General features: G+C 50.3%; 16 protein-coding genes. 2 read left to right on the top strand and 14 right to left on the bottom strand.

The genetic code is table 11. From position 1 onward, the window contains the following. Positions 1-400 precede the first annotated feature (400 nt). Positions 401-2,674 (top strand): helix-turn-helix domain-containing protein, encoded by a 2,274-nt coding sequence (locus AC1DWB_RS19775; RefSeq protein WP_477542814.1) that lies wholly within the window; start codon positions 401-403, stop codon positions 2,672-2,674. A gap of 443 nt (positions 2,675-3,117) precedes the next feature. On the opposite strand, the gene AC1DWB_RS19770 is transcribed toward AC1DWB_RS19775, so the two are convergent. From AC1DWB_RS19770 to AC1DWB_RS19755, 4 genes are all read right to left on the bottom strand, one after another. Then, positions 3,118-4,719, bottom strand: a complete 1,602-nt coding sequence (locus AC1DWB_RS19770) for an extracellular solute-binding protein (RefSeq protein WP_477542813.1) — start codon at positions 4,717-4,719, stop codon at positions 3,118-3,120. Between the two features lie 69 nt (positions 4,720-4,788). Next, positions 4,789-6,111, bottom strand: a complete 1,323-nt coding sequence (locus AC1DWB_RS19765) for an ABC transporter substrate-binding protein (RefSeq protein WP_477542812.1) — start codon at positions 6,109-6,111, stop codon at positions 4,789-4,791. A 41-nt stretch (positions 6,112-6,152) separates the two neighbouring features. Continuing rightward, the gene (locus AC1DWB_RS19760; protein ID WP_477542811.1) at positions 6,153-7,463 is read right to left on the bottom strand and encodes an ABC transporter substrate-binding protein; all 1,311 of its coding nucleotides are present in this window, start codon (positions 7,461-7,463) and stop codon (positions 6,153-6,155) included. A gap of 33 nt (positions 7,464-7,496) precedes the next feature. Continuing rightward, positions 7,497-9,593 (bottom strand): glycosyl hydrolase family 28-related protein, encoded by a 2,097-nt coding sequence (locus tag AC1DWB_RS19755; protein WP_477542810.1) that lies wholly within the window; start codon positions 9,591-9,593, stop codon positions 7,497-7,499. Positions 9,594-10,002: 409 nt separating this feature from the next. Here AC1DWB_RS19755 and AC1DWB_RS19750 point away from each other — a divergent pair, with 409 nt between their 5' ends. Beyond that, a complete protein-coding gene (locus AC1DWB_RS19750; protein WP_477542809.1) occupies positions 10,003-10,794 on the top strand; it encodes a sugar phosphate isomerase/epimerase family protein in 792 nt (263 codons plus the stop codon). A 69-nt stretch (positions 10,795-10,863) separates the two neighbouring features. On the opposite strand, the gene AC1DWB_RS19745 is transcribed toward AC1DWB_RS19750, so the two are convergent. From AC1DWB_RS19745 to AC1DWB_RS19700, 10 genes are all read right to left on the bottom strand, one after another. Then, positions 10,864-11,922, bottom strand: a complete 1,059-nt coding sequence (locus AC1DWB_RS19745; protein WP_477542808.1) for a hypothetical protein — start codon at positions 11,920-11,922, stop codon at positions 10,864-10,866. A 118-nt stretch (positions 11,923-12,040) separates the two neighbouring features. Then, positions 12,041-13,660 carry a response regulator transcription factor gene (locus tag AC1DWB_RS19740; protein ID WP_477542807.1) on the bottom strand — a complete coding sequence of 540 codons (1,620 nt, stop codon included), beginning with the start codon at positions 13,658-13,660 and terminating at the stop codon, positions 12,041-12,043. A 25-nt stretch (positions 13,661-13,685) separates the two neighbouring features. Further along, positions 13,686-15,401 carry a sensor histidine kinase gene (locus tag AC1DWB_RS19735; RefSeq protein ID WP_477542806.1) on the bottom strand — a complete coding sequence of 572 codons (1,716 nt, stop codon included), beginning with the start codon at positions 15,399-15,401 and terminating at the stop codon, positions 13,686-13,688. Between the two features lie 142 nt (positions 15,402-15,543). After that, positions 15,544-16,302, bottom strand: coding sequence for a glucose 1-dehydrogenase (locus tag AC1DWB_RS19730; protein ID WP_477542805.1), 759 nt, complete (start codon positions 16,300-16,302; stop codon positions 15,544-15,546). 29 nt (positions 16,303-16,331) lie between these two features. After that, positions 16,332-17,783 carry a CoA-acylating methylmalonate-semialdehyde dehydrogenase gene (locus tag AC1DWB_RS19725; protein ID WP_477542804.1) on the bottom strand — a complete coding sequence of 484 codons (1,452 nt, stop codon included), beginning with the start codon at positions 17,781-17,783 and terminating at the stop codon, positions 16,332-16,334. Between the two features lie 2 nt (positions 17,784-17,785). Then, positions 17,786-18,628: a class II fructose-bisphosphate aldolase gene (locus AC1DWB_RS19720; protein WP_477542803.1), complete on the bottom strand. Its 843-nt coding sequence runs from the start codon at positions 18,626-18,628 to the stop codon at positions 17,786-17,788. Between the two features lie 27 nt (positions 18,629-18,655). After that, positions 18,656-19,642 (bottom strand): 5-dehydro-2-deoxygluconokinase, encoded by a 987-nt coding sequence (gene iolC, locus AC1DWB_RS19715; protein ID WP_477542802.1) that lies wholly within the window; start codon positions 19,640-19,642, stop codon positions 18,656-18,658. Positions 19,643-19,687: 45 nt separating this feature from the next. Next, positions 19,688-20,503 (bottom strand): carbohydrate ABC transporter permease, encoded by an 816-nt coding sequence (locus tag AC1DWB_RS19710; RefSeq protein ID WP_477542801.1) that lies wholly within the window; start codon positions 20,501-20,503, stop codon positions 19,688-19,690. Further along, positions 20,503-21,381 carry a carbohydrate ABC transporter permease gene (locus AC1DWB_RS19705; protein ID WP_477542800.1) on the bottom strand — a complete coding sequence of 293 codons (879 nt, stop codon included), beginning with the start codon at positions 21,379-21,381 and terminating at the stop codon, positions 20,503-20,505. Before AC1DWB_RS19705 ends, AC1DWB_RS19710 begins: the two co-directional genes overlap by 1 nt. Positions 21,382-21,482: 101 nt before the next feature. Further along, on the bottom strand, positions 21,483-22,817 hold the full coding sequence (locus tag AC1DWB_RS19700) for an ABC transporter substrate-binding protein (RefSeq protein WP_477542799.1): 1,335 nt from the start codon (positions 22,815-22,817) through the stop codon (positions 21,483-21,485). Positions 22,818-23,180 lie beyond the last annotated feature (363 nt).

Here is a 23,180-nt window from a genome sequence, read left to right as displayed (position 1 = left end):
GGAATACACTGATGGCTGTCCGGGTATTAGCCGTGGAAATGGGATTTGTCTCCTGGAGGCCCCCCGAGACCCCAGTTGTCTACCCATACATCCAGCCCGTGACCTTCTGTAATCTGTATAATTTCTTTCATCACAGTTCGATGACGATCCCATTCGGTGTACGACAACATATCACGAACAGTTGAAGGGCGGGCGTATTCTGCACGCTACGATTAGACGCAATCCGATGGGCATCACTTCCTTGTACAAAAGCTGTAAGATTAAGAAAGAGTAAAAGTGATATTTGGCGGTTCTCCATCTCCCGATTTTCCTGTACAATAAGAGCAACTAAATTGAAGCCTTTACTGAAAGTCGCAGTTCAATTTATGGATCATACATCGCCTTAAAGGGGTCCGGCAGCTTGTTCAAGATACCCATCAACGTCAATTCCTTATTTATTAAAAGCATGATCAGCTTTATGGCGATCATCGTGCTGCTGGCTTCTTTCAACTTATTGTCATTCACTTTTTTCAAAACGAATATTCAGCGGGAAATTATCCAACATAACCGGATCGCTTTGGAAAACACGGCAGACCGGTACGAGAAGCATCTGTCGATCATCAAAAACTCGCTATTCAAGCTGTATCAGGACGAGAATGTCAACTCGTTCAGCAGACAGCTTGCTGCGAAGGAAACGGCCCAGGTCAATTACTTGAAGCCGGCAGATATCATGGAGCAAATCCGACATGACGTCAATAATCCGTTCCTGTATTTGGACAACATCATCGTGTTCTACAATTCGGCTTCTTTTACGGTGGACAAAAATGGTACCGGCGACGCCGACCGACTGTTCTCCCGATTCTATGCCAGCGAGACATATGGAATCGACTTCTGGCAGCAGCAATTTAAACAGCCGTATACGTCGGAGYTGCATCCGAGCCGTTTTTTTTCCGTCGTTTCTTCGGATAAACAGAGCAAGCAGCTGTTTCCGATGACCGTCAAGCTGCCCGGCTACAATCATCTCATCATCGGTCTACTCGATGCGCAGCAGCTCTTCGAATCGTTCTACAGCAACGATAGTCCGGCCTTTACGATTCTCCATCAGGACGGAACCGTTCTGTTCGATTCCTCGGGTCCCGCGGGGGCGGGCAAGCGGCTTATTCCCACGGTGGACAAGGACTACGTTGCGAGCGATGATACTTATTACTTTTACAAGAAGAGCCGAGAATCGAACTTGACGTATATGACGTCGGTTCCGTACTCGACAATTGCAGCGCAAATCTACAAACTGAAATGGACGCTGCTTGTCCTGTTCATCCTGTCCGTTATGATTGCGGCAACGGCATCCGTCGTGTTCAGCCGGAAAATCAATGCCCCGGTGAAGCAGATTATCGCCTCCCTGAGACACCGGAGTCCCGAAGTCTTGCAGAGCAGCATATATGAGTTTACGCTGATCAACGAAATATCGAGGGAGCTCATTCAGGAGCGGAACGACATTCACGACGACCTGCAGAACAAAACGTCGCTGCTCACCGATTTCGGATATATAAGCAATCTGAAAATGATCGCAACTGGAGCAGGCTCCAGCGAGTGGAAAGAGGCGATTGCGAACACGCCTCCGTTCCGGATCGTCCTGTTTCAATTGAGCTTCCGCCATACGCTGCTCCATGCCATGCATTTAAAGGCGGAACGGTTGACTTACGCCGCGCGCGAATGCGTAGATTTGATGATGTCGAACCGGTTCGAACATTCACGGACTTTGCAAACCGAGAGCAATCAACTCGTATCAGTCGTTTATGGGGAAGAGCCGCATCAGAAGCTTGAGGAGACGCTGGCCGTACTGAAACCGATTTTCGACAGGGATAAGGACCATTATCTCGTTACGGTGGCGGTGAGCTCGGTTTTTAGCGCCGGATCGGATTTTAACCGTGCTTACATGCAGGCTTCGGACCGCGTGAAGCGGGCCGGGCTTCGGGATGAGATGCAGGTTGTATGGGAGGATGCTCTCAACGCGAATCATTTCGTGTTTACGGCAGAGCAGGAGCAGGAGTTCTATGTCAATATGCAGGAGGGCAATGGGGCGGCATGCGGCCAACTGATCCATCGGATGCTGGAGCATATGCACAGAAAAGAAGCGTTCCGCATCCAATTCCGCGACTTTGCCAATGGTGCAACTTCTAAAATACTTAAAACTACGGAAAAGGCAAATGTGGATCTGGATAGATCGGAGCAATTAAACGGGATGCTGACAGATCTGGAGGAATGTTTCACACTCGATGACTACAAACAGTTTTTCGACCGCTTCGTCTCGGTAGCGGCCGATTCTATCAAAAAAAAACGCGACGAGAAGGATCCCGTTGTCGAGTTTTTGGCCGATTATTTGGAGACGCATTATGCCGAGGACTTGTCGCTTGATTCGGTAGCCGATCGCATGAACATGTCCAGCAACTACTTGTCCGCCTATATCAAAGAAAAAACGGGAACGAACTTCAGCGATCATCTGAACAACGTGCGCATTCGCCGAGCGAAAGAGATGCTGCATACAACGAGCCTCAGCATTCAGGATATTGGCGAAAGAATCGGCTACCGCAACGTCACGTCATTCATCCGGATGTTCAAAAAAATAACCGGCCTTACTCCCGGAGACTACCGCAAGAGGTCGGCACTCGAAAGCAAGGTCGGACTGCAGGCGTAGTCCGGCTATTCTCAACATATAAGAATTTATAAGTTTTTGGGGTTTATCCATTTTCAACTGATATGGCCTGGGAGCAGGGAAGTTCGGTTATCATGGCTGGGAAGGAGTCTGAAACGGTAGGTTGGATAGGTTAACTCGTCGATAGAATCGACTAACAGCCTGAATGTTTCAAATTACTGATTCTGATTACAACATATGGGATGTCGGAGCGTGCGGAGAAAGTAACGTCTTGATCGAAAGTAGCTCAAAGAAGGGCAGGTAGAGGGAGTGGAGAAGCGAAGTGTCCGCCTTTGAAAGATTGTGCTACCCTTTACCCATTCCAATCCAAAGCACAAGATTTCAACAGCGGTCGTAACCCCTCTGCCTGCCCCTCCCCATGCGCCAAACTGATAGCAACGACCAAGGGCCGTCCGGGAACCGGACGGTTTTTCTTAGTTTCGGTTTTACTTGCTCTTCAAATAGTCCTGAAAAGCGTCATTGTACATTTCCATATATTTGTCGAGTCCGATCATCTTCAGACCGCCGACGTACTTGTCCCAGTCTGCGAAAGGTACCTCTCCGGTAATGAATTTGGCTTGCATATCCTGGATATACGAGAAAATTTCCGTTCCGAGACTCCCCGGAGTGAAGTTAAACGGAGGCCATATTTCCTTGACTGCGTAGGGCTTCACTTTACTGGCGGCCTCGAGCGATTGGGGCAAGCTTTCCGAGCCGTTGAACAGCGGCAGCCGCACATAGCCCGGATAGCTTCCGCCGAGCCAAGTCACATACGGTGTCAGCGCCTGCTCCATCGTCAGACCATCCGGATTGTTGGTAATCTTCTCCACATACCGGAGTTCCCCGTCCTCCGTCTCTTCATAGCTTACGGGCGGAACTCCCATAAAGAACAGCTTGCTGCCTTCCTCGCCGAACAAATAATCGATCCATCTGAGCGTTGCTTCGGGATGCTTGTTTTTGCTAGTAATCGCGAAGGCGCCTACGTGGACAAGCGGGGCTTTCACGTGGGAATACAGTCTATCGCCGTGCGGTCCTTGCAGGGCGGGCGTTCCGACGTAACCGGTCTGCTTCATCAACGTAACCGGATTCGGTATGACCATGGAACCGTATAAGCCCTGTGCCCCTTTAGCATAAAACTCGCTGCTTCCGATCGTAAAGATGTCTTTCTCGATCAGCCCTTCGGCATAAAGCTTATGTATGTACTCGAGAACCTCTTTGTATGCGGGATCGGTGGGAATGAATCGGAGACGCCCCGCCGATTCGTCCCAATCCACAAACGTATTGGCCAGCCCACGGTTGCCAAGCCCCCACGCCCCCTTCAACTGATGGATCAGCACGTTGATTCCGATGCTCCCGAAGGGAACTTCGTCCGCGGTTCCGTTCCCGTTCGGGTCGCCGTTCTTCACCGCCTTCAAGTAGGCATACCATTCGTCAGTTGTTTGCGGCTCGGACAAATGCAGCGCTTCAAGCCAGTCCTTATGGATCCACAGCGGAGTTCCGATCAGCATGGACAAAAATTCCGGATCGTAATACGAAGGGATCGAGTAGATATTGCCATCCGGCATCGTCAAGGCGTTCCGTAAGTCCGGATAATGGTCCAACAAACGCTTGATATTCGGGGCGTACTTATCGATCATGTCGTTCAGCCCGATCAGTACTCCGTCTTTTCCGTATTTCATCAGCTCGGAAGCGGTCAACCGGGCTGCATAGAAAACATCCGGGTAATCTCCGGTAGCCAGCGCCATCCTTCTTGCCTTTCCCAAACTTTCGAAGGGAACAAGCTGAAACCGTATGTTTATGTTGGTCATCTTGGCGTAATGCTTCCAGAGCAGCACTTCGTTCCAATTGGAGGCACTGGTAGCCGATTTGCCGGTCAGAAACGTCAGCTCCACCGGCTTGCTCATAATCGGCATGCCTTGCGGAAGCAGAAGGGGCGGCCCTTCGGCCGTGTCCGCCTTATTCGTGTGATTGCTGCCGATCCATACGAGCGAGCAAGCAACAATTAGCAACACTGCTGTCGCCAAGATCCACTTTTTGGCCTGACCCATGATTCTCCCCCCGCTTCCGTTCGACAATTCCCGCTATCTATTCTAGCATTATACCAGAGTTGTGCAAACTCATTTGCCTTGACCCGCAATATATTTATCCATCAGCTCGTCGTAACTGCGCATAGCGGTATTCACATCCACTCTGTTTTTGACAACCTGGGTCATGACCTTCGTAATCTCGTTAAATGCTTTATTGGCATGGACCGTGGATGGGAACGGCTTGGTCGGCGCGGACTTGAATATCGCCTGGACGTTTTTCCCTTTCAGGAAATCGAGGTTTTTACCGAACTCGTCCTGATACTTCTTGTCCTTCAACACGGAAACCCTTCCGTTGCGGGCCATATCAAGCTGAACTTCCTCGGATACGACCGTGTCGATGACCTGAACGGCCGCTTCCTTATTCTTGCTACTACTAGGCACGACCATGACGTGAAGGTCGATCTGGGTGCCGACGCCCGGCTTTTCCGGCCATGTCGGGTAGGAGGCCAGATCCCAATTCGGGAACAGGTCCTTCACTTCGGCGAGGTTCGGAAGCCAGTTCAAGCCCGCGAGCATGGCAAGCTTGCGGTCCTTGACGAAAGCGTTGACGCCCGAGCTGAACGTTTGAATGGTCGAGTTGCCGGGAATTTCATATACGTCCTTGGCCATTTGCACGACTTTCTTCCATTCGGCGGTGTCGCCGAGCGATTTGAACGTCTTCGGGTCTACTAGCGGCAGCCCGAGCTGCGAGCCTGCCCGGTATATAGAATCGGGTTCGAATCCCCTGTACTGTACACCGTCTTCCGTCCTCGTTACTTTTTTGGCGAGCTCGGTCAATTCTTGCCAGGTCATGCCGTCTTTCGGGTAGGGAGCGCCGAACTTGTCGAAAATATCTTTGTTGTAATACAGCGCATTAAAATGCATCGTATACGGAACGCCCATCAAATAGCTGTTTTCGCTCGTAATTTTGACCGCCTCGAGCGCCGTCGGATTAAATTTGTTCAGATCGATTTTCGCCGCATTGATCGATTCGGTCAAATCCTGATCGGCTTTCAGCCTTTTCAGATCCGGAAGGAGCAGCGAAGTATGGAAAATGATATCCGGCAGCGAACCTGAGGCCAGCAAATTTTCGAACGAATTGGCTTTATCGTCCAACACGATCCGGTTGATCGTGATGTGCGGATATTTCTTGCCTACCGGCTGAACGATGTAGCGCTGAATTTCCTCATCGGTCAAATAGCCCGTCGCTCTGATCCCGATCGTGATCGTTACCGGATCCGGTTTCTTCACTTCCTTGTTCGATGGCTGACTTTGGCCCCCTGAAGCGGCCTTGTCGCCTGCTCCTCCGCACCCTGCCAATATCGTCGTTGTCAATAAGCTTGCTGCGAGCAAAGAAATCCACTTGTTCTTCATCCTTATTAATCCTCCCGTTAGCTGTAGTAAATAGTAGTAGGTTATTTCGGTTTATTTGCCTCGATATATTTATCCATCAATTCATCGTAATTGCGGAGCGCGGTATTGATATCCACCTTGTTTTTTACGACCGTGGTCATCACTTTGGTTATCTCGTTAAAAGACTTGCTGCCGTATACCGTTGGCGGAAACGGCTTCGCCGGAGTCGTTTTGAAGATAGCCTGCACATTTTTCCCCTGCACGTGATCCATTTTCTTGCCGAATTCATTCTGGAATTTCTTGTCTTTCAGCACGGAAAGCTTGCCATTGTGAGCCATATCCAGCTGTACTTCGTCCGATACGACGACACTCGCCACTTGAATCRCCGCATCTTTATGCAAGCTCGTGGACGGAATAATCATCAGATGAAGATCGAACTGCGTTCCGACTCCAGGCAATTCCGGCCAAGTGGGATAAGAAACGAGATCCCAATTGGTAAATTCGTTCTTCACCTGCGCAAAGTCGGCCAGCGGGTTCACGCTCGCAAGCATGGCCAGCTTACGATCCTTGGTAAAAGCTTTCATACCGCTGGTGAACGTTTGAATGTTGCCGTTGCCGGGAATTTCATAAATTCCCTTTACCATCTCAACAACTTTTTTCCAGTTATCCGTATTGCCGATCGATTTGAACGTCTTCGGATCAATCAAAGGAAGTCCGAGCTGCGAGCCTGCCCGATAGACGGAATCGGGTTCCAGCCCCCTGTACTGCTCGCCGTCTTCAAATCGCGTCAATTTTTTGGCGAGCTCCGTCACCTCCGGCCAGGTCATGCCGTCCTTCGGATAAGAAACACCGAATTTATCGAAAATATCTTTGTTGTAGTACAAAGAGTTATACAGGTAGGTGTACGGGATCGCGATCAGAGCATCCTTCTCGCTGGCCAGCTTGACTGCCTCAAGCGTTGCGGGATTGAAGCGGCCGGTATCCAGTTTGCTCTTTTGGATCCATTCGCTCAAATCTTGTTCCAGTCCTAATCGTTTCATATCCCCGAGAAGTAAGGACGTATGTACGATAATATCCGGTACCTCGCTCCGCACAACTAAATTGTCGAACGAGTTCACTTTATCGTCGAGAACGATTTTTTGAATTGTAATATGGGGGTATTTCTTCTTCGTCGGTTCCACGAAATATCGCTCAATCTCTTCATCCGACAAATACCCGGGCCGTACGCCGAGCGTGACGGTAACCGGTTCCTGACTTACAACTTGATTGCTTGCCCCCGCAGGATCCGCTTGCTCCTTTTTACCGGAGCATCCTGCTAATACGGCGCACGCCGCAGCCACTATAACAAGGCTTTTGAACTGTTTTCCGATCATTGTTATTTCCCCTTCTCATCCGTCACATGAACTTCATTGGATCTTTCTTGTCGTTAGCGAACCGGCATCATCCACCGACACCTTAAAGCAGGAGCCGTTCGGAGAGTACAGGCAATAGGAGTCGGAAGATGTTGTTGAACTGTTGCGGTAATTACCGGAGACACCCTCAACTATATTGTTGAACGTATCTATATTTTTGCAGCTGGCCGTAATCTGGATCCCATAACGGTTCGGGTTTCCGTTAACCGCCTTTCTTACGGTGTTGTTGTGAATGGATCCGTTCTCCACTTTGCTGCTCAGCATAATGCCGTCATAACGGTTGGCTTCGCCGGCGCTGACGGAATCCATGACATTGTGATGGATGGTGATACCGGTGATTTCGTTCAATAGAATCCCGTACGAGCCGCAATTTTTAATATCGTTCCCGTGAACGGACATATTGGATCCTTTGGCCAGCCAAATGCCATCCGCACTCGCGACTTCGATCCGGTTATCCGCCACATGGCAATCCAGTGTATTCTCGGTATAAATACCGCGTCTTACATTGGTTACGATGTTCCCTTGCAGTTGAACATTTTTACACCATGACGTTGTAATGGCCGTCTTATCAGTGAATACATCGCGAACGATATTATTGGTAATTGCAATCTCTTGCGCGAACACCTGAACCGCACCATAACAACTTATTGCGGCGAACTGCGTCGTCCCAGTAATCAAATTATCGGAAATCATGATCCGACTTCCTGCTTGCGATGTAACGCGCTGAATCCCGTCCTTGTCCTTTGTTGATTCGCTGTTCGGACTTGGCGTGCTTACTGTAATCCCTCCGCCGCAGCGCAGCATCGTATTGCCTTGGACAATACAGTCGTTCCACTTGAATAACCGGATCGCCCAATACGTCAGCCCGTCGAATGTATTGTTAACGATCTTAATGTTATGCGCCCATACGTCGTGAATCGCGCCATGAGTCCCTACTCCCGCAGGCCAGGCGGCCGTTCCCTCCGTTCCGCTTGGACCAAAGTAGCAGTCCCGTACGGTAATGTTTCGGCTTGGAGTGCCGTCATATTTGCCGAAAGCAGTGAAACCCAGCTTTGTCATCGCGTCGATTTGAATGGCTTCCGAGAAGTAACGCGAGCCGTCGGCGGCATTTTTGTACCCGAGAAACTTGCAGTTGTGCACAAGCACATTGCTGCTTGCATTGATATCGATAGCGTGAGCCCAAGAAATGTCCTTAATCGTTATATCGCGGATCGTCACATTGTTCGCATGGGCTATATTGATCCCATTAAACGCGTCGGGATACTGAATGATATTCCCATCCAGCATACCGCCTTCGATGATGATATTGCCTTGGCCTTCGTAACGATCATACTGGGCTCCATAGTCCCCATTGAGGAAGAAGCTGTCATCGTGAAACCGTTTCATAACCGCATTGTGATTTAGCGACAATCGGGTATTGCCGTAAATCAGCAGGATCTTGGTCACTGTGTATATGCCTTTCGGAACAACAACGGTGATTCCGCTATTCGTTTTACTCAGATTCAGCACCCGTTGAAACGCTTGCGTGTCGTCTGCGACCCCATCACCTTTGGCTCCCCACCACTGTGGATATAGGTCGCGGGCGCCAAAAGTTCCGCCAATGTCTCCATTGCCTGTGAAAATTTGAGACAACGCAGCCTCTATAGGCCCATTCAGCATCAAGGCTACCCCTGATCCCGGAGCCAGCATCGCCCCTTGATCGAACAGTAACCGAACCGAAGGCGGGAACGTCAAGTTCGCACCGATTCGATAAGTCCCTTCTGGAAAATAAAGCGTCGCACCTTCAACCGAATCGAGCTGCCGAATGATTGTATCCATTGAAGTGTAATCGTCTTTGACGCCATCACCTTTCACTCCATAATCTTTTACGTTAATCCAATCGATATGTACAGATGGTTTTGCTTTAATCTCTTTCTCCTTATTGTCGCCGTATACATTGTCTGACACGGATGTTTGAGCCTTCGCCGAACCATACAGACCGCCGACCAACAAGCTTTGCGATGCCAAAACGACCCCAGCCGCACCGAACCCGGCAAGTAGCTTTCTTCGAGTGAGCTTTTCCTGATTTTGACTAATGTTCGATCCCTCCATGATCTGGTTAGGGAGACCCTATCATATTGGCAAGCCTCCTGTACCGATACTTCCCCCACAGTATAAGCTGTCAAACGGAACTCCCCTATACACACCTTCCACGATACCTTGCAACTGTCGGGTCGATCGTAACGTTAGAACACATTCGTAACAAATGGCAACTCTCTCGCCGCAAGAAATAACGCCACATTCGGCTTGTTGAAGGCACCGATTCACCTCTAATCCCGCCGAATCCGGCCCTTGCCCAAATAGCCATTTCGAGGCATGATCGGGTAGAAACTGGCTTTCTCCAAAGAACTGTACAAAATACGAAAAAGTGTCAATTGCATCCCGTCGTGATCGGACTTAGGATAAACTTGGCATCGTCTATTCGGCGATCATATCGGGTTGGAGACGGAGGAACTACACAATGGAGCGAATGATCAGCTATTCGGATTTGCTGTTATTGGGCGGACAAGCGGAAATCAATGTGGAAAAGCTATTGGGAGAAGGAACGACGCATATCGAATTGCTGCTGGACGGCAAATCGTGGGACAATATGGAAGGGACATCGGCGAGGCTTGTTCCGTATTTAATCGGCACAAAGGCGTCATACACCGTGCATCCGCCGGCGTGGGATACGAACTTGACGAGCGAGAACCGGGCGATACGCGACGCTTCGTTCGGGGAGTACCGCAAGTCGATCGAGTTTGCACATCGAATCGGGGCGACACATGTCGTCATCCATCCCGGCTTCTGCTTCTCACCCGCGTTTGACAAGCAAACCGCCGCGCTTCGGGCGGAGGAGGCAGTCAACCAGCTGTGCCGCATCGCAGCGCCGCTTGGCATCCAGCTTGCAATCGAAAATGTCGGTTACCACGGAAGCTCCCTCTTCAGCCAAGAGGAATACGTACGCTTCGTCGAACGATTGGATGAAGCAGCCGTCTATTTGGTGGACACCGGACACGCTCACATTAACGGCTGGGATATTCCGGCCTTGATCCGGCAAACGGCGCCAAGGCTCGGCTGCGTTCATCTTCACGACAATTCCGGAAGTGCCGACGAACACCTGCCGATCGGCGAAGGGACCATCGATTTGGCGCCAATCTGGGATGCGCTCCGCGACGCCCCCAGTTGCCAGCTTATTCTGGAATACGCTCCCGGCACGGAGCTGTCCAAGCTTCGCGAAGGTACTCAGTTGCTGCGAGAGATCGGCTGTTAACGAAGGAAACGTTCTTCGAAATAAAAAGTACGCCCCTCTCCAAGTAAAGAGAGGGGCGTACTTTTTAGATTACTTCAACCCACCAAGCCTGGACTGTCGAATCTCATCACGGTGCCTATCGGATATTCGTCGCATCGCTTCCCCAATGGCGTTCCAAGTCATATCCGGATAGACAGCTCGATAGTCATTCGATTCAGAACCACGAAATCCCCACACCAGAATGGTGCGAGCTCCTGCATCATAGGCGGCATCCGTCGCCCAAATGATCTCTTCTTCGCGCCCCTTCTGAGTTTGGTACCCTTGAATCCAGATGTTATGATCCTTATTGAACTTCTGGCAAACTTCCAGATTACGCTTGGTTGCTTCATACACGAAATCATACGGATGTTGATCCTTGATGCTGCTCCAGTACGGGTCTGATCCTATATTACCAAGAGAGTCCAGACTACAGATCGCCTCGATGGAATCGAGATTGATACCGTAAGAACCGCCCAACATGACGCAGACGATGTTCTCCAGCTCCTTCTTCTGACTGTAGCCCGTGACCTCGCGGAAATAATCGACAACCGACCAGATGCGGAACTCTTCCACTTGCTCATCGAACACGTCCGGCATTGGCTTCTCATAACGCTCGCGGAATAAGGCTTGGCACCGATCGCAGAAACATGTCCACACTTTGGGTTTTCCATTCTCCATCGATTTGGCAGCCAAATGCGGCTCATCCCAAAATATACTTTTCCCACCGATATCCTGAACAACATCTATCCATTCCTTCGTGAAGCTGCGAAAGTGCGGACTGTTCAGGCAAGCCCGTACGGGATCAACCGAACCATCTGAATACACTTGATGGCTATCCGGGTAATAGCCTAGGAAATGGGATTTGTCGCCTGGAGGCCCACCGAGACCCCAGTTGTCTACCCATACGTCCAGCCCATGTCCTTCCGTAATCTGTATGATTTCTTTCATCACATGGCGGTGACGATCCCAATCGGTGTGCGACAACATGTGCACGACCAAGTTGAAATGATGGTTGACGATGTCGCGCATATCCGTTTCCACATGCCTAAGCATCCGGTTTCCGTGGTAGGCAACACCTTTCACTAATGGTTTCGTTTGAGCAGGAAACATTGGCAGTCACTCCCTGAATAGAAATGGTCGACAAAAACAAGCATGTCTTCTTTCTAATCGTACCAGCTTTTGTTCCAGGAAGTGATGCCCGTCGTGACTAAGTGCTTGGATTATATAGTCAAGAATACTGATCGCGATATTCCTGAGGTATTAGCCCATGAACCTTTTTGAAGGCGTGATTGAACGAATGGGGCCGTTGGTAGCCGAGCTTGGCGGCAATCTCATAGATTTTCTCATGGCCAATTTTCAATAGATACTCCGCTCGCTCCATTCGCACCTTATTCACGTAATCACTCAGGTTGTCGCCTGTTTCCGTTTTGTAAATTTTCGAAATGTAAGTCGGGTGCAGGTACACATGGTTGGCAATCGCTTGCAACGATACGTCGTCCGCTAGATTCTGGTCAATGAAGTTGCGGATCTCCTTGATGATCGTCGTTCTAGTATCCCGGCTCTCCCGAACCGTATCCGCAACCAAGCGCTGCAGAATGCGCAAGGACCACTCATGAAGCAGGTTAACCGACCGAAACGGAGCACGTTCCAGCAGCATGTCGAAATCATCATCCAGCAGCTGTGACAATTGATGACCGTTCTTATGAATAATAAATATATAGGCCGATGAGATGTGAAAATACACTTCCAGCATATGCTCATGGGATCCGCCCCACTTGTCCTGAAGCTCTTTGAAAATTTGGTTGAGTTTCTCCTCGGCCATGTCCCATCTGCCTGCTTCGAGCAAGGGAATTAGACCCGGAGGCTCGTACAAGTGCTGCAGTGACTTGACTTCCATCTGGATCAGATCGTCTTGAACGCGAACGAACAGCTCTTTCTCGCCGCCAATCCGTTTGCGGAATGCAGAGATGGAGCTGTTGTACAAGGAAGAACTGTCTCCGGGAAATGTCCCCCAACCGCTGACCAGTACCGAGATGGTCCCTTTCAAATAAGTACGTACCGCATCCTGCAGCTGCGAAGCGGCACGTTCGAACAGCCGATTACGTTCGTTGGCATCGGAATCGACTAGCTCTCGGGGAGAGAGCAAGAAGACGAGATAATCATGGGAATCCTTCGTATGCCAGACTACGAACTGCTGCCCCATCAGCTCCTCGACCATGTTCCCAACTGCGTACTCCATAAGGGAGAGGCTGCGAAAATCAAGCTCGACAAACGGATCTTCCAGTCGAACGACCAAAAGAGCGATCGGTTGTTCGACCAGATCCGGAATACCTAGCATTTGCGTCTTGTCCAGCAAGGAAGAAGCAGGGAATTTGCGCCCCTGTAGCAACTCGTTCAATAAGTTTCCTTTCAGCAGGGGAAGGTTTTCCTGCAGCGTGTGAGACAGATTTTGCCGAGACAACACTTCCTCCCACTCCTGCTTCAGCTTGTCCATCGTACGAACGACCGTCCCAATCAATTCTTCATCGGTGACCGGCTTGATCAAATATTCTTCCGTCTGGTGATGGATCGCCTCCTTCGCATAGCCGAAGTCGCTGTAGCCAGACAGCAGGATGCATTTCGTTCTCGTCCAGCGCTTGCGGATTTCTGCGACGAGCTGGAGTCCGTTCATGACCGGCATCTGGATATCCGTGATGACGATGTCGATCGAGAATTGACGAAGCAATTCAAGCGCTTCTTTGGCCGAACCGGCTTTGTGTACTTGATCAATCCCAATCGCCTTCCAATCGATTCCGGTACTCAGTCTCTCCACCACGTGAGCTTCGTCGTCCGTAATAAGCAGTTGCAATGTAGTCTCCTCCATTCTCGCATTGTTATGGTTTGTTCCGATTCCACGTCAGAATTGCTCTTGTGCGACCTCCTGGCGCCTGCTCGAATGTCAGCCCTGATCCTTCACCGAACAAATACTGCAGCCTGCGATTTACGTTCCAAGTACCTGTACCGATCTCCTCTGACATGGGTAGGGATAAGCGTCTATGCAGCGCTTTGATCTGTTCAGCCGTTATTCCGGCACCATTGTCCTCCACGATCAGACGGTGGTGATCCTCATCGGATTCCCCTTCAATCCGGATGAAGCCGTTATGCTCACTGCGATCAATACCATGAACGAGCGCATTCTCCACAATCGGCTGAAGAATGAGGCGTGGGATCTCCAAGTCCATCATCTCCGCAGGCACGTCAATCTCGAATTGCAGCCGTTCATTCCTTAGGTTCTGGATGACCAAATAATGCTGTACCATATCCAGTTCTTCGCGCACAGTCGCTGTCTGATTTTCCAACCGCGTCGCATAGCGGAAAAACGATGCTAAATTTTGCGACATCTGCACGACAGAATCCCGGTCATCCATCAGAGCAGAATTAATAATGAAAAACAAGGAGTTGTACAGAAAATGCGGATTGATCTGGGACTGCAATTGTTTGAGTGTCGCTTCCCGCGACCTTAACTTCTCGGCATACACATCTTCGATCAGGATCTGGATCTGCTCAGTCATTTGATTGAAATGATGAATGACGAAATCAAATTCATTATTCGCCCGGTACTGGACTCTTGCTGAGAAGTCGCCTCGCTTGATTCGATTAACCCCTTGCATCAGTTCACTGACCGGAATTTGCACATTGCGATAGAGCCAAAAGCTAGAAATAACACCCAGAATAAGCAGTACCCCTATGAACAAGTAAAAATAGTTGCAGCTTGTACGAATCGGGGCAAGTATATCCTGCACAGGCACATAGTCGACCAAATACCAATCCAACTGCTTCGACTGTGCATAACTGACTAGATAGGAACGACTATCCAGCGTCATCACTTTTTGCCCCGTGGCACCTAACTCTTCAGAACGCAGATTGAGCAACACCTGCTGGACAAGAGGGCGTGATGCCGTACTATTCAAGATCGGATCATACTTGGGATGGAAGAGCAACGGATTGTTATTGTGTCCCCGCTTGTAGACGTCTAGCATATTCGTAATATTCTCACTGCTGAATTGCACTTGGAATACAGTATCTGTCCGCTCCCTCATCGATTCATTAACAGGATCTCCGATCTCCTGAAGAAAGTAGGATTGTCCTGAATAGATGCTCGATTCTTGTAAATAGGTCCACCTTTTGTACATAGGCCCTGTGAACATACGGTCTTCTTGTGTTAGGAAGATGTCGGAGGATACAAACCGCTTCTGCGGCGGAATCAACACGGTCACTTTGTTGCTCCAGCTATTCGCGACACTTTGCAAGCTCAGCTTCTGGGAGAGTCGAGACTGGGCATTCAGCAAATCCAGCGATTCTGGCGGGTTAATAAACTCGCGGATGTATGGATCATTGCTCATGATCGTCGGGAACATAGCCAGCTGTTGAATGTTGCTATCGATTTGGTGCAGGAAAAACGACAATTGATCGAGATTCGACGTACGAAGCTCCTTCTGCACCACGTTGGTACTGATCCGGTACGAAACGGTATACATCAGCATAATCGGGACGAGGAGCAGGATCAGCAGCATAACTATTTTGCGAAAAATACCCGGTTTGAACAGCATAGCGCACCTTCCCGTCTCTCACCAACCTGTATGAAAAAAAGCGGATGCATCGGAGCGGCATGGAAGCCCCGACACATCTGCCTGTGACATGTAATGTGACCAGCGATCAATCGTACATGATAACCGTTCGACATAGCGAATGTTAGCGGACCAAATACCCGCCATCTACTGGAATGACGGCACCCGTGATGTAGTTGGAAGCATCGGACGCCAGGAACACCACGACACCTTCCAAATCCTCTGGGGTTCCCCACCGTCCCGCTGGAATCCGAGCGGATACTTGCGGCATGCGGACAGTATCGGCCATCAGATCGGTATTCATCTCTGTTGCCATATACCCCGGTGCAATCGCGTTGACCTGAATGTTCTTACCCGCCCACTCATTGGATAACGACTTGGTCAACTGCGCGATACCGCCTTTGCTGACTGCATAGGCTGTCGCATTGAAGCCGCCAATGAAACTGAGCATGGAGGCTGTACTAATAATTTTCCCGTTGCCTTGCTGGGTCATGACTTCACCTGCCAGCTTGCACAGCTGGAAGACGGCGGTAATGTTCAATTCTAACACACGATCCCAGCTCTCGACCGGCAGCTCAAGAGCTGCTCTACGGTCATGCGTACCTGCGTTATTCACTAGAATGTCCAATTTCCCGCCTAATAGCTGCACGGCCTCACGGAAAGCACGCTCCAGATCAGTCCGATCCATCAGATTCCCTTTCACCGCATAGACTTTAGCGCCTTCTTGGCTTAATTGCTCTGCTGTTTCCAGCGCCTTGTCGGAAATGTCGATAATGACGACTTCCGCACCGGCATTGTGCAATCCAGTTGCCATACCGCGTCCCAACCCTTGACTGCCTCCGGTTACGATCGCTTTCTTGCCCGTCAGGTCAAATAAGTTCATTTGATTGGTCCCCTTTATTTTTTGGAATGTTATCGAATGACGATCATTTTTTTGCGGGTATAAAATTCGACGCCGTCTTTGCCATTCGCGTGAAGGTCGCCGTAGAACGATTTCTTGTAGCCCGAGAATGGGAAGAACGCCATCGGAGCAGGAACCCCAACGTTGACGCCAAGCATACCAGCATCAATCGTATCGCGGAATTGGCGAATGGCTCTTGAGTCATTCGTGTAGAGGCAAGCTCCGTTGGCGAATTCCGATTCATTGGTGACGGCGATTGCCTCATCCAGTGTGTTGACGCGAATGATCGACAAGACTGGGGCGAAGATCTCGTCCTTCCAGATCGACATATCCTTCGTCACTTGATCGAAGATCGTCGGGCCGATGAAATATCCGTCACCGCTTACGGCTTGACTTTCTCTGCCGTCCACGACTAGTTCGGCTCCTTCTTCCTTGCCTTTCTCAATGTACGAAACCGTGCGTTGTTTGTGGGATTCCCGAATGACCGGTCCCAGGAAGACATTCTCCTCAAGTCCATTGCCGATCACGATCTTGTCTGCCGACTCCTGCAGAGCTTGAACGAGGGCATCGCCGATGTCGCCCACAGTTACGACAACGGAAGCGGCCATACAGCGCTCTCCAGCCGAACCGAATGCAGCGTTCGTTATTTCTTTGACTGTCAGCGCCAGATCAGCATCCGGCATGACGATGGAGTGATTCTTCGCTCCGGCCAGTGCTTGCACCCGCTTCCCATTAGCCGCTGCGGTCTTGTATACGTACTCAGCGACAGGCTGGGAGCCGACGAAGGACACGGCTTTAATGCCTTCGTTCGTCAAGATTTCGTTCACGACATCGTGCGCGCCGTGGACAATATTTAGTACACCGGCCGGCAATCCGGCTTCAGCGAACAATTCTGTTAGACGGTTCGCAAGAAGCGGGGTCCTTTCTGACGGCTTCAGTACGAACGTATTCCCGCAAGCGATGGCCAATGGGAACATCCAGCATGGCACCATCATCGGGAAATTGAACGGGGTAATACCGCCGACTACGCCGATCGGATACCGGTACATCGCGGATTCAAGTCCGGTTGCGATGTCCGGAAGCACGCTGCCCATCATCAGCGTTGGAATGCCGGCGGCGAACTCCACGCACTCGATGCCGCGCAACACTTCGCCGTGCGCTTCACCATAGCTCTTGCCGTTCTCCTTCGTGATGAGACGGGCTAGCTCGTCCCAATGTTCGACTAACAGTTGTTGGTATTTGAACAGCACACGGCCCCGGCGCGGAACAGGGACTCTTTTCCACTCCTGGAAAGCCGCTTTCGCTGCAACAACAGCATCTTGAACATCTTGAGCGGAAGACAGCGGAACATAGGCAATCGTCTCTCCCGTAGCCGGGTTTGGAACGGCTTCCTGCCGATCCACTCGAGCTGGGACCCACTTGCCGCCGATAAAGTTCGATAGTAATGGAGCTGATTGTGACATGATTAAGCCCTCCCCATGGATCCTAGTAGTTTCATCTTGTTCATGGCCGTTTCCTTAACAACCTGCATCGGCTGCTGGAACAGCTTAATTCGGTCGAATTCGTCCGGCTGCTCTTGTATGGCCTGTCGAAGTGACTGGCCGAATGCCATCCGGAGCGCTGTTCCAATGTTGATCTTCCCTACGCGATGGGAGACGAGCCGCTGCAACTGGTCATCTGGCACACCAGTTGCACCGTGAATAACAAGCGGCGTTGAGAGCTTGTTCTGTATCGTTGTAAGCAGATCGAAATCGATGTTCGCCCCTTGGCTTTCCATGCGATGCAGCGTTCCAACCGATACTGCGACCGCATCAATCCCCGTCTGTTCGACAAAGGCCAACACTTCATCCGGATCGGACGTCTCATGCTTCATCTTAATCGTGGGATCACTGTACCCAACCGATCCAATCTCTGCTTCTACGCTTACGCCGAATGCATGTGCCGCATGGGCGATCTCCTTCGTGCGGTTCACATTCTCATCGAACGGCAGCTGTGAACCATCATACATAACCGAAGTGAAGCCATGACGGATCGCTTGCATGATATAGTTGAAGTCCTTGCCATGATCCAAGTGAACGCATACCGGCACGGTTACTTCTTCCGCGGCCAAGCGCATAACAGCCGCTAATATCGGCAATGGCGTATGGGTAACCGCCACGATGTTGGCAGCCAAGATGACTGGCGAGCGCAGCTCCTCCGCCGCGCGGACAACCGATATGGCATCCTCATACCCGAAGACGTTGAATGCGGCAACGGCATAATCCCGCTCCGCCGCATCCGTTACGATTTGTTTCAACCCCACCAACATGTGTTGCTCCCCCTCTAATGTTCAGCCTTATCTACCGCGGTCGATAACTTCCTGGATCTGCTCTACGGTCGGCATCGCATCCGAACAGCTGTGGCTAGCCACGACGATCGAAGCCGAAGCGCTGCCGAACGCCAGACACTGTTCCACGGACCGGCCTTGCATCAAGCTGTAAATGAATGCTCCGGCGAAGGAATCGCCAGCGCCGAACGTCTTCACAACTTGGGTTGGGAAGACACCAGCTTCATATACGCTGCCGTCCCGGGTGAAGGCGATGGAGCCTTTGCTGCCATGCTTCACGACAACAAGCTTCGCTTCGTGTTGGAACCATTGCTTCGCTGTAGCAAAGTCATCATGAGTACCATCCGTTGTCCATCCCGGCACGACGAGATCGAATTCCTCCCGACCCGCCAAAATAATATCGCATTTCTCCGCAACAAGCCGGTTATACGTATATACCTCGTCTTTGGAGTTCCACGTGTAAGGTCTATAATCAATATCGAACACAAGAACGACATTGTGCTTGCGGGCCAATTCCACCGCCTTGAACACCGCTTCGCGGGATGGGCTGCGAGCTAGCGCGGTGCCGGATATTAGCAACGCTTTGGCCTGTTTAATGTAAAATTCCTGCACGTCATCCGGCTCCAGATTCAAGTCCGCAACGTTGTCCCGATACATTAGGATGCTGCAATCGGTCGGCGATTTGATCTCTGTGAAAGCCAGACCTGTTACACTTCCAGGCTTGTCCGTCACGATGCGGGACGTGTCGATCTTCTCCTTCTCCAGGTACTGCATGATGAATCGGCCGAACTGATCGTCCGACACCCGTCCGATGAAGCCAGTCTTTAGCCCCAGCCGAGCGGCAGCAATTGTAATGTTCGCAGGCGACCCTCCAACATACTTGGTGAATGTGCTCGTCTCCTCCATCGGACGATTAATTTCATTCGCGTTCAGATCGATGCACAATCGACCGATGCCGATCAAGTCCAAGCTTCTCGTGTTATCAAATGTAATCATTCCTGCACGCCTCCCTCAAGATGTATTCGTTCATGTAAGTAACGGTTACCMCTTCACCGCGCCAACAGCCATACCGCTAACGACATAACGTTGTGCCAGCAAGGCAATAACGAGAACGGGCAGGGTAATGATGCAAGCTGCCGCCATCAGGGCACCCCAGTTGATTTCGGAGTAGGACATGAAGTTGAACACCGCAACCGGAAGCGTTTTGGTTTTATCACCGGCTATAATGATCGAGAACATGAAGTTGTTCCATGAGAAAATAAACGACAGCAGCGACGATGTGATTACACCCGCACCGGATATAGGCAAGATGATGCGCGTGAATACTTGGTGCCGCGTACAACCGTCGATCAGGCCTGCTTCTTCTATCTCGTATGGCAATTGTTCGAAGAAAGAGATCATAATCCAGATAATGAACGGCATGCTGACGAGCATATGGCTTAATATCAGGGATACATACGAATCGACCAGATTCATCTTCGTAAATATAATGAACCATGGAATTAAGAACGTAATCCCAGGAATAATCCGAGCGATCAGAATGACAACCCCCAGCTTCTGCAGACGGTGCCGGGCAATCGCATAGGCAGCTGGCAAGCCCAGAATGAGGGAGAAGAACGTCGCGCCCACGGCAACCACGAAGCTATTAATAATGAATTTAAGGAAATCGTATTCTTTAAATACACTGGAATAGTTTTTCCCAGTTGGCTTGAAAATAAAAAACTGATCCGTCGACATGATCTGTGCCTGATTTTTGAACGAGGCCAGCAGCATCCAAACGAATGGAAAAGCAAAGACGACCAGAACTATAAACGTAAGCAGCGCCAGTATGATTGTCGTTCTTCTTTTTTGCTTCATCACGCGGCCTCCGTTCGTTTTTTCATCCATAGCATAAATAACGTAAAGCCCATCACAATGAGGAAGAATAAGACTAATAAGGCAGATGCCAACCCAAGCTTAAAGTATTGGAAACCAAGTACGTACCCGAACAGATTGAGCGTCTCCGAGGCGAAGCTTGGTCCACCTTGAGTCGTGGCATATATGATGTCGAACGTCTTCAGAACGTCGATGAGTCTGAGCATCGTTGTGACGATGATCGTCGGTTTGAGCAGGGGCAGTGTAATCGAGATGAATTTTCTCCAACTGCTTGCTCCATCAACGTCAGCCGCCTCGTAAGGATCATGCGGCAATGTCGCCAACCCCGCCATAATGATGAGAGAGATCATCGGTGTCCACTGCCATACATCGATAATAATCAGAGACGGTATGACCTGCGTAGGCGATGCCAGCCACAACTGGGGTTCGAAGCCTAGCGCCTTCAGGAAAATATTCGCCACGCCTATGCTAGGTTCGTAGATTAATGTCCACACCAAACCCATCGCGACTGGAGTGGCCACCATCGGCAGCAGGAATACGGTCTTCACGAAATTTTTCCCTCTGAAGGTTCGGTTCAGCAGCACGGCAATGGCGATCCCCAGCACGACCTCAACGACGAGGGATACACTGGTGAAATAAAAGGTCGATTTGACCGCGTGCCAAAATCTCGAATCCTTGATTAACGTTATATAGTTGTCCAAGCCCACCCAAGTCGGAGGACTAGTCGAAGACATACCCCATTCGTAGAAGCTAAGGCGCACCGTATATATAATAGGGAACGCCATCATCAACACAACGAATAGAAGCGCTGGCAGCGTGTACACCCATTTGATATTCCGATCAATCCAACTGTAATTCATGAGTTTCCCCCTTTTCTTCCGTAGTTAGGAATGGTTGATTGCATGTCATGAAAGGAAGAAAAGGGTCACTGAATGACCCTTTCCCGTTCAGAACTGTGTGTTTATTTATTATCCTTGTCGATAATGGCTTGGAAGGCCGCATTCGCCTTATCAGCCACTGCTTGAATGTTCGTATCACCGGTAATGACCTTTTGCACAATTTCACCAATCGCGTCACGCGCTTCCCCAACACTGATAACAGTAGGACGGTCATACGCTACGCCGACTTTCATCGAAGACTTCATGACTTCATACAACTGTGGCGGGAACCCTTTGGCTCCTTCTGGATTCTCGTATACGGAATTCCGTGCGGACGGATTCCCTTTTTGCTGCAACTTCAATGTGTTCTCCTTGTTGGTGGCCCATTGAATGAATTCCCATGCTGCATCTTTGTTGGCTGTCTTGGTGTTAATCGCGAGCGCCCATGTGGACACGTTCGTCGGTTTGGAGCCTGCAGCGCCAGCCGGGAACTGCGCGTATCCGATTTGGTCCGCTACTTTCGATTTCTCTGGATCGACGGCGTTCGTGTAGACCGAATCTGCGTCTGTTATGAAGGCGACTTTGCCTTGGGCAAGCACACCTAGCGCTTGCGGCCAGGACATGTTCAGCACGCCCGGAGGGCCGTAGTCTTTCAGCAGCGTACCGTATGTTGTAAATGCCTTGACCGCTTGCGGCGTATTGACCGTTGCCACCTTGCCGTCCTTCATCCAGTCTCCTCCTTCTGAATACAAGTAGGAAGACACTTGGCTGATCAGTGGAGAGCGTTGACCGCGAGCCGCGAATCCGTAAAACTCCCCTTTGGGATCGTGCAGCTTCTTGGCCGCTGCTACAAGCTCGTCCAATGTTTTCGGTACGGAAATGCCCGCTTTCTCCAGGATGTCTTTGCGATAGTAGAGGATTTCGCGTTCGGTAATGATCGGAATCCCGTACAGCTTGTTGTTAGCCATAGTCGAGCCTACAGCCGATTTGGCAAAATCATTGAAGTCGTAAGCCGCATCCTTGGTTACAAAACTGTCCAGCTCTTGGACCCAGCCGTTCTTAGCGAACAACTTCGTTTGCTGCAACGGGCGGTACATCATCACATCAGGCGTTGTCGATCCCGCTGTCAGTTGTACGGCAAGCTTCTGATCGAGTTGATCCTCGAAGAAGCTTTCCACGTTTACTTTCATACCCGTCTTCGCTTCGAACTCAGGAATTAACGTCTTGAGTGTGTCGCCCCATGGATGGTTCGCCAGAACGATCGAAATGCTTTTCCCTTTGAACGGTTGATCGGATGAACCTGCTCCTTGTTGTTTGTTGTCTGTCGACTTCGTGTTGTCTCCGCAGCCAGCCAATACGCTCGCTGCCACAACGGTTACCATACCTGCACCCAGCCATCGTTTAAACGATTTGTTCATGCTCCCATTGTCCCCCTCTAGTTGTTGGAACTTTTTTGATGAATCGGTTGAAAGCGCTTTGCATGAATTCATTATATTAGGTTTCAAGTATGGCTTATATAACTCAGATTAAACATCGATAACTAGAGTTTGGTCATTTGGTTAGGTCTTTGGAGCGTAAAGTTCATGTTGGCGCGTGGGAGGGAGTGAACACGAGGTTCCGACCGCTGTTGAAATCGATTCCTTTGATTGAATATTGTCGTTGTTAGGAATCGATTTCAAAGGCGGACGCTTCGCTTCACCACTCTCCTGCTCACTCCCTCTTTTGTGCTTCTTTCCTTTACCCTCCAAGTGTATGTGGGGGATAATTACTGGTACAATGGG

Source organism: Paenibacillus sp. P4_E11, from assembly GCF_056401635.1.
This window is presented reverse-complemented; position numbering and strand designations above follow the sequence as displayed.

What these genes read in the sequence shown, in the direction of transcription:
- AC1DWB_RS19705 (WP_477542800.1), bottom strand. Translation starts at nt 21,381, where the DNA reads ATGAATTACAGTTGGATTGATCGGAATATCAAATGGGTGTACACGCTG.
- AC1DWB_RS19725 (WP_477542804.1), bottom strand. Translation starts at nt 17,783, where the DNA reads ATGTCACAATCAGCTCCATTACTATCGAACTTTATCGGCGGCAAGTGG.
- AC1DWB_RS19730 (WP_477542805.1), bottom strand. Translation starts at nt 16,302, where the DNA reads ATGAACTTATTTGACCTGACGGGCAAGAAAGCGATCGTAACCGGAGGC.
- iolC (WP_477542802.1), bottom strand. Translation starts at nt 19,642, where the DNA reads ATGATTACATTTGATAACACGAGAAGCTTGGACTTGATCGGCATCGGT.
- AC1DWB_RS19720 (WP_477542803.1), bottom strand. Translation starts at nt 18,628, where the DNA reads ATGTTGGTGGGGTTGAAACAAATCGTAACGGATGCGGCGGAGCGGGAT.
- AC1DWB_RS19745 (WP_477542808.1), bottom strand. Translation starts at nt 11,922, where the DNA reads ATGTTTCCTGCTCAAACGAAACCATTAGTGAAAGGTGTTGCCTACCAC.
- AC1DWB_RS19700 (WP_477542799.1), bottom strand. Translation starts at nt 22,817, where the DNA reads ATGAACAAATCGTTTAAACGATGGCTGGGTGCAGGTATGGTAACCGTT.
- AC1DWB_RS19770 (WP_477542813.1), bottom strand. Translation starts at nt 4,719, where the DNA reads ATGGGTCAGGCCAAAAAGTGGATCTTGGCGACAGCAGTGTTGCTAATT.
- AC1DWB_RS19735 (WP_477542806.1), bottom strand. Translation starts at nt 15,401, where the DNA reads ATGCTGTTCAAACCGGGTATTTTTCGCAAAATAGTTATGCTGCTGATC.
- AC1DWB_RS19750 (WP_477542809.1), top strand. Translation starts at nt 10,003, where the DNA reads ATGGAGCGAATGATCAGCTATTCGGATTTGCTGTTATTGGGCGGACAA.
- AC1DWB_RS19765 (WP_477542812.1), bottom strand. Translation starts at nt 6,111, where the DNA reads ATGAAGAACAAGTGGATTTCTTTGCTCGCAGCAAGCTTATTGACAACG.
- AC1DWB_RS19755 (WP_477542810.1), bottom strand. Translation starts at nt 9,593, where the DNA reads ATGGAGGGATCGAACATTAGTCAAAATCAGGAAAAGCTCACTCGAAGA.